The organism is Candidatus Contendobacter odensis Run_B_J11 (assembly GCF_000531125.1).
GTDB lineage: Bacteria > Pseudomonadota > Gammaproteobacteria > Competibacterales > Competibacteraceae > Contendibacter > Contendibacter odensensis.
Window position 1 is genome coordinate 1 of sequence record NZ_CBTK010000175.1, and the last position, 6,494, is coordinate 6,494.

The following is a 6,494-nucleotide window of genomic DNA, read 5'->3' on the forward strand; positions in this document are numbered from 1 at the left end:
GTTCCTCTCAACCTAAAGCCTATCCGCTTCAAATTTTACCTAAAACTGATAGGTGGTGAGGCGCTACCCCTACGCCACTCACCTGCTGAACGCCGACGGTCGGGCAGGAGCAGGGAGTGAATAAGTGGTAGGCACCAGGATCGTTCGATGCCAACTTGAAATAGGCATTATTCAATAAAACGACAATTTCTATCACGCAGAGAATCACTATGCCAATCAAATTTATGGCCGCCCTCTTTACCGGTCTGTTCGTTATTTCACATTCAGTGATCGCTGAAGAGTGCAGTAGTCGATCAGAAAATTCTGTTTCCATTATGGATTGCTTTTCAGCGCGCTATAAAGCAGCCGATCAAGAATTAAACGTGATCTACAGTGAAGCAATGAAAGCGCTTTCAAGCGACGGAAAGAAAAAACTTAAAGAAAGTCAAGAAGCATGGCTTAACTATCGTGATGCCAGTCTTGAATTGATAACGGAAGTCAATAGAAAAACAGGGTCTACCGGTAATTTTATCATTGAGGATTACCGAGCAACTCTGGTGAAAAAACGAGCTTCAGAATTGAAGTATATACTGAGCGGCCCTAATGCGGGTCCAGCCGAATGGTAATACGATCAGATGCGATCAGAACGACAGCGGTTGCTCAAAAAAACCTTTTCAACGGCTCCGGTATCATGTCCTCCCCCGTCCCCAGCGTCACCACCGCCTCGCCCGGCTTGAGTTAAAACTCTCGTTCGCCTCCCGCCCGCAGTCCTACAAAAACCGCCGCAACTCCGCCGGTATCGGATCAGCGGGCGGGTCGTTTCCCAGATCAAAGTACACCGGCTGCTCACCCGGCCTGAGCCAGAACTGCACGAACACTTCACCCTTGGCGGCCACCAGATCCAGCCACGGCCCCAACTCCGAAGCGCGGGCATAGCGCAGCGTCATGGTCTGGCCGGAGTAGGCCACCGGCTGGTACAGGTCGATGTTCGCGATAGGTTCGATTCTCCCGGTCTGCACCTCGCCGTTGATGAAGTACACCCGGCGCTGATCCACCTTGCTCACCAGCCCGCGCAGCGTTCGGCCTTTCATCTCGACCCGCACCGATTGCACCGCCAGCGGCTCGCCCTCGATCAGCCGCCCGGTGATCGGCAGCAGGTGGTGATTCTGCTGACTCTTGCCCACCGCTCGCGGCTTGCCGTCCTGCAACACCACCAGCCCGCTCTTCCACAATCCCACCACCGGACAGCGGCAGGTCACCCGCGCCAGCGTCAGGTTGTCCGACGCCACCAACTCCAAGTCATACCAGTGCGTTCCGATCTGGCGCTGGTACTGCTCGACCGCGATGTCGAAGCTCTTGAGCAACGCCTGTAGCGCATCCCGAAAACCCAAGTGACTGAGCGGATAGAGCGCCACGGTCAGTACCAGTAACACCGAGAGCAACATCATCTCGGCTTTGCTCCCGACTGCGATTCGCCAATTGCGGTTGCCGGGCGTGACCAGTCGGATCGGCGACGGCCAGAACAGGTCAATGCCGCGAAGGTTGAGCATGTCCAGCCACAGATGCGACCCGTAGCCGCCCACCACGCTGCCCCAGTACAGCGGGTGAAGGAGGGTTAACGGCCACGCCAAGACCGCGACCGCCACGACCGCGACCAGGGAATGGGTCAGAGTGCGATGACCAAACCGCCGTTCCAGCGGCACCGAAAGGAACCAGAACAACCGTCCGATTTTGGAAGGCGGTAGATCAATATCGGGGAGCAGGCTGGCGACAGCAGCCAGCGCCCAACTGATGAGGTCGGGCCGATAGCCGAACAGGGTGGCCCCGCCCAGATAGAGGACGGAGGCAAAGGCGACGTGGGTGCCGAGGGTCATGGGGTGCGACCGCAAGGAGGAGGAAACACCCGTTACAACTGCCCCCAGCGACGCTGCCGCCGCCAGGAGAGATGCGGGAGGAGGAGACCACACGCCAGACCCCCAAAGGCGACTCCGGCCCCGGCGAGGAACCAGTGGCGATAATACGAGTCGCGCAGGGCCGCATTCTCGATCTCTAATTGCTGTTGCCGTTCCCGCGCCGCCGCGATGTCTTGGTGGAGCTGGCGATTTTCTTCATCAATCGCCAGCGTTTGCGCGGCGGTACTGCGAACCGTCGTCAACTCATCGTTGCAGCGGGTCGAGGCGTCGCGAGCCGAGTTCAGCGCTTCGGTTTCGCCCCGCAGGATGCGGTTTTCATTCTCCAGGGCGGCAACACGCACTTCCAGTGGCTCGACGCGGCTTCGCGCGCTGGGTTGGTTCATCAGGGATTGGGTCATCATCCAGCCGCTGATTCCCTCGGGCGTCTTGACCTTGATATAACCCTGGGTATCGGGTTGCAGAATTTCCAACCGGGTTCCGCTGTTTACCATGCGCACGATCTTGTACGCGGGAGCCGCGCCACTTTTGAGCGGGACGGTGCAGAGATCCGTCACATAGCCCTGTTCGGCGGAGGCGGGAACGATTCCGGCCACAAACACCCACAGCACACCCCCGAGGAGGTAACGCTTCACGCGGGTTTCCGTTGAGTTCGGTGATCTCGGCGAGGAATAGGTTTCATTGAGATAAGCATGGCCTGATGGATTGCGTTTGCAAGTCGTTTTGCGAACGCCCACTTCGCTAATTCGCTTTCCCCGCGCCCCGGAAAATAAACACCCGCAGCGAGATCACCACCGCCGCGATCATCCCGGCGAAGATATACAGCTCGGTGTCGCCGGTGCCCATGGCCAGATAACGAGTGCCCACCACCGACGCCAGCGCCACGATCATCACCGGGGTAAAATCCAGATAACGGACTCCCGCCGCGTGTTTCATCTCGCGGATGCGCTGTTTATCGACGACGCGCTCTTTGGCGCTATCCGCCAGCAGGTCGGCCAGGGCCTGCGGATTGCCGTTGGCCTGCTGGACCAGATGGGCGATGAACAGCGGCGGCGATTCCACCAGGGTGCCGGTCTGCCGGAGATAAGTCTGGGCGATGGCGCGGGCGCTCTCTATCGCCAGCGGCGGCACGTCCATCTCGGCCATTTTCCACCACAGTTTAGCGACGTTGGGCCGCTTGGCGCTGGCGCAGCCGATGACTTGGGCGGCCTCGAACACCGCCAGCCAGAACGCCACCAGGGTCGGGGTCACCGCCGTGAAATCATCCACCGCAATCAGCACCCGGCCTGGATGGTCATGCAGCGCCGGCACGATGGCGGCGCACAGGTCGCGGATGCTGAGGCGGTTGACCGAGCGCTTGAGCTTGACCCATTCCAGTGCGGACGGATCGAGATCATCGAGGTGGGCGTCCAGTTCCAGCGCCGAGGGTTTGAGCAGACCCGATTCCAGCAGCCCCCGGGTGATTTCGAGGAACTGGCCTTTGGCCTGCTGTTCGCTGACCGGAATCACCACCCGCTGTTGCCGCAGCAACAGCCGGTCGATGACCGCCTCCAGCACCGCCGATTTGCCGATGCCGACCGGGCCGGTCAGCAGCAGATGGCGACCCTTGCGCGCTTCGCGAGCAACTTTCTCGATCAGCTCATCGCGGCCGATCAAGCCGGTGAGGTCTTTCATGGGCTCACTCCCGCCAGATAACGATACAGCGTTTGCCAGTGGTCGCCCGCCCGCTGCGCGGTGTGCTGCCGCTGGGCTTCAATCAAGAGGTCTATTCGGTTCAGGGTGGCAGTTTCGGCGTTCTGGCGCTGGGCATTCTCCCACAGCGCGTCTTCCGGGTGGCCTTGGGCGACCTGCTTTTGCAACCAACCCGATTTTACTTTGAGAAAGCTCAGTCGGGTGGCTGCCGCCGCCCGGTCGGCTTCCAGTTCGCGCAGCTTCTCCAGGTCGCCGAGGGCGGTTTGCCGAATCTCGCCGGTCTGGGTTTCCTGGTCGTATCGCCGAGTGGCTTTCTCGGCCAGCCGCCGCCGCAACTGCCCCAGTTCGGTCAGCGCCTCGCGGCGTTGCTGGTCGTATTCCTCGTAGCGCGCCTCGATCCGGGCCTGTTCCAGCGCCGCTGCGGCGTTCGCCCGTGCCGAGCCGGTGGTCTGAGTGGTGCGGCTGAGCGCTTTGACTGCGGCGTCCCGTTCGGGGGCGGTTGCAGCAGTTTCCACGGCGCGTTGGGCGGCGGCTGTCTGCTCGCGGGCGGTCTCCCGCACTTGCGCCTCCGCCCGTTCCGCTGCGTCGAGAGCCGCCGCCGCTGAAGAGCGTTCGCTGATCATCGCCTCAAGCACCGGCAGGCGGTTCAAGCTTTTTTCTGCGCTCACCGCTTCCCGTTGGGCCTGCACCCTCGGATGATGATCCAGAATGAAATCCAGCGCCTTATGTTCGTCCCACGCCCGCGCCAGAGGAGACGCTATCATGCACAAAACCGCTGCCGTCCTGATCCTTTTAGCCTGCATGGCACCCGCCCACGCGGTCGAGATTTACCGCTGCTGGGTCAATGGATTCGCTCACTACCAGGATAAACCATGCAGCGGAATCGTAATGAACATCAACACCGATCGAGTGGGCGTCGGCGGGCTGCGCGATAGCGAAGTCAGCGCCTATCTGGACTCGATAGAGCGCGACGTGTCTCGGATCGGCCCGCATCAGTCCCGACAACTGGAGGCCGTTAGCGGTCATCTGGCGATCCTTCGACAGCTTGTGGATTGATGACGCAAAACGTGCTTACGCCCGCCGTCCGCAGGGTGCGGGCTACTGCGTCGAGGGTGGTGAACACCCGCGCCCCGTCGCGCTGGCGCTCCAGCACTTCGATCCGTTCGCCGGTTTGGGTGGCGTACTTTACTTGCACCGTCCAGCCGTCTGCGTCTGCGTCGTAACTCACCGTCACCTCGCGCACCCCGCCTACTTCGACCAACACCTTCAATTTTGGAATCTTCATTGATCAATTTATTATTTTTGATGCGTCAAGTATAGCAAAAAACCGCACTGGCGCTTTTTTAAGCAGGGGAAGAAGGGCCGCTGGATCAGCCTCATGGCAACCGCCCAGCTTTAATCGCGTTCCAGTTATCCACCGAAACGGGGGATAAGTCGTAGGGGGGTCAGTGGGATCGGTCGCTGTATTCCCGATGGGGAACTCCGCTATGCTGTTTTATTGCTTTCCACCACCGCTTTGAGGAGATTCCAGCATGATTAAAACCTTTGGATATGCGGCCCCAACCGCCACTGCGCCGCTGGATGCCTTCGCTTTTGAACGGCGTGAGCCGGGTCCGGGCGATGTGCACATCGAAATCCTTTATTGCGGGGTGTGCCACTCCGACCTGCATACCGCTCGCAACGAATGGAAGAACACGGTGTATCCGGTGGTACCCGGTCATGAGATCGTCGGTCGGGTGGTGCAGGTGGGCAGTGAGGTCACCGCGTTTCAGGCGGGCGATCTCGCCGGGGTGGGCTGCATGGTGGATGCCTGTGGCGTCTGCCCCGACTGTCAGGAGGGGTTGGAGCAATACTGTCCCACCTTCACCCTGACCTACAACAGCCCGGACCCGCACACCGGTCAGATGACTTATGGCGGCTACTCGAACCGGATCGTGGTTGACCAACGGTTCGTGCTGCGGGTGCCGAAGACGCTCGATCTGGCGGCGGTCGCGCCGCTGTTGTGCGCGGGCATCACCACCTACTCGCCACTGCGGCAGTGGAAGGTGGGGCCGGGCCACACCGTCGGGGTCGTGGGTCTGGGCGGGCTAGGACACATGGCGGTGCAGCTTGCCCATGCCTTCGGCGCTCGGGTGGTGCTGTTCACCACCTCACCCGGCAAGACCGCTGACGCCCGGCGACTGGGCGCTGATGAGGTGGTGATCTCGAAGAACCCAGAGGAAATGGCCCTCCACGCCAACCGGTTCGACTTCATCCTCAACACCGTAGCCGCCCCGCATAATCTGGACGCCTACCTTCAGTTACTCAAACGGGACGGCACGATGTGTCTGGTGGGAGCGCCGCAAGAGCCGCACCCTCCGCTGGAGGTCTTTAACCTGATCTTCAAGCGCCGCCGGCTGGCCGGTTCGTTGATTGGCGGCATCCGCGAGACCCAGGAGATGCTCGATTTCTGTGCCGAACACGGCATCGTCTCGGAGATTGAATTAATCCCGATCCAGAACATCAATGAGGCTTATGAACGGATGCTGCGCAGCGAGGTGAAATACCGCTTTGTCATTGATATGGCATCGCTACCGGAACCGGCGACGGGGTTTGAGGTGCAGTGGAACAGGAAAGACATTTAAGAAGCTAAAGTGTCTCACCCTTGAGTATCGCCGCAAGGCCAGCATAAGGTTCCTGTTTGAGCAAGAAAAAATCCGGGTAGGGATAAAACCTTGCTTTGTTTTTCGGACGGGTTTTCTTGTGGATTTTTTCAGGGATAGCGCGGGCGGTGTCATCACCAGAAAAACGTAGGTTTTCCTTGTGGTTGGCGTGTGTAACACACCACAGCGCAAGCCTGCCGGTGTCTTAAATGAGGTGCCCCCTGGATTTCGTCTTCCAAGGGTCGATGATTAACATCGAGACTGGAAGGAC

At 59.9% G+C, this 6,494-nt stretch carries 8 protein-coding genes; 3 read left to right on the forward strand and 5 right to left on the reverse strand.

What is annotated here, in order from left to right; translation table 11 throughout:
* Positions 1–209: 209 nt before the first annotated feature.
* Positions 210–605, forward strand: coding sequence for a lysozyme inhibitor LprI family protein (locus BN874_RS22585; protein ID WP_051497742.1), 396 nt, complete (start codon positions 210–212; stop codon positions 603–605).
* A 144-nt stretch (positions 606–749) separates the two neighbouring features.
* Here the strand turns inward: BN874_RS22585 and BN874_RS11410 are convergent, their stop codons facing one another.
* The 4 genes from BN874_RS11410 to BN874_RS22595 form a co-directional block, all read right to left on the reverse strand.
* Positions 750–1,853: a metal-dependent hydrolase gene (locus tag BN874_RS11410; RefSeq protein ID WP_034433369.1), complete on the reverse strand. Its 1,104-nt coding sequence runs from the start codon at positions 1,851–1,853 to the stop codon at positions 750–752.
* Positions 1,854–1,885: 32 nt separating this feature from the next.
* Positions 1,886–2,524, reverse strand: a complete 639-nt coding sequence (locus tag BN874_RS22590; RefSeq protein WP_051497743.1) for a TIGR04211 family SH3 domain-containing protein — start codon at positions 2,522–2,524, stop codon at positions 1,886–1,888.
* 106 nt (positions 2,525–2,630) lie between these two features.
* Positions 2,631–3,563: an ATP-binding protein gene (locus tag BN874_RS11420; RefSeq protein ID WP_081756336.1), complete on the reverse strand. Its 933-nt coding sequence runs from the start codon at positions 3,561–3,563 to the stop codon at positions 2,631–2,633.
* The gene (locus BN874_RS22595) at positions 3,560–4,345 is read right to left on the reverse strand and encodes a hypothetical protein (RefSeq protein ID WP_051497744.1); all 786 of its coding nucleotides are present in this window, start codon (positions 4,343–4,345) and stop codon (positions 3,560–3,562) included. Before BN874_RS22595 ends, BN874_RS11420 begins: the two co-directional genes overlap by 4 nt.
* Here BN874_RS22595 and BN874_RS24535 point away from each other — a divergent pair.
* The gene (locus BN874_RS24535; RefSeq protein WP_154724890.1) at positions 4,344–4,637 is read left to right on the forward strand and encodes a DUF4124 domain-containing protein; all 294 of its coding nucleotides are present in this window, start codon (positions 4,344–4,346) and stop codon (positions 4,635–4,637) included. The genes BN874_RS22595 and BN874_RS24535 overlap by 2 nt on opposite strands.
* Here BN874_RS24535 and BN874_RS11435 read toward each other — a convergent pair.
* On the reverse strand, positions 4,597–4,866 hold the full coding sequence (locus BN874_RS11435) for a hypothetical protein (RefSeq protein ID WP_034433373.1): 270 nt from the start codon (positions 4,864–4,866) through the stop codon (positions 4,597–4,599). The genes BN874_RS24535 and BN874_RS11435 overlap by 41 nt on opposite strands.
* A gap of 247 nt (positions 4,867–5,113) precedes the next feature.
* Here BN874_RS11435 and BN874_RS11440 point away from each other — a divergent pair, with 247 nt between their 5' ends.
* Positions 5,114–6,205: an NAD(P)-dependent alcohol dehydrogenase gene (locus tag BN874_RS11440; RefSeq protein ID WP_051497745.1), complete on the forward strand. Its 1,092-nt coding sequence runs from the start codon at positions 5,114–5,116 to the stop codon at positions 6,203–6,205.
* The last annotated feature ends 289 nt before the right edge of the window (positions 6,206–6,494 follow it).

Coding starts and splice junctions, on each gene's coding strand:
- BN874_RS22585 (WP_051497742.1), top strand. CDS start 210: ATGCCAATCAAATTTATGGCCGCCCTCTTTACCGGTCTGTTCGTTATT.
- BN874_RS11410 (WP_034433369.1), bottom strand. CDS start 1,853: ATGACCCTCGGCACCCACGTCGCCTTTGCCTCCGTCCTCTATCTGGGC.
- BN874_RS11420 (WP_081756336.1), bottom strand. CDS start 3,563: ATGAAAGACCTCACCGGCTTGATCGGCCGCGATGAGCTGATCGAGAAA.
- BN874_RS24535 (WP_154724890.1), top strand. CDS start 4,344: ATGCACAAAACCGCTGCCGTCCTGATCCTTTTAGCCTGCATGGCACCC.
- BN874_RS22595 (WP_051497744.1), bottom strand. CDS start 4,345: ATGATAGCGTCTCCTCTGGCGCGGGCGTGGGACGAACATAAGGCGCTG.
- BN874_RS11435 (WP_034433373.1), bottom strand. CDS start 4,866: ATGAAGATTCCAAAATTGAAGGTGTTGGTCGAAGTAGGCGGGGTGCGC.
- BN874_RS11440 (WP_051497745.1), top strand. CDS start 5,114: ATGATTAAAACCTTTGGATATGCGGCCCCAACCGCCACTGCGCCGCTG.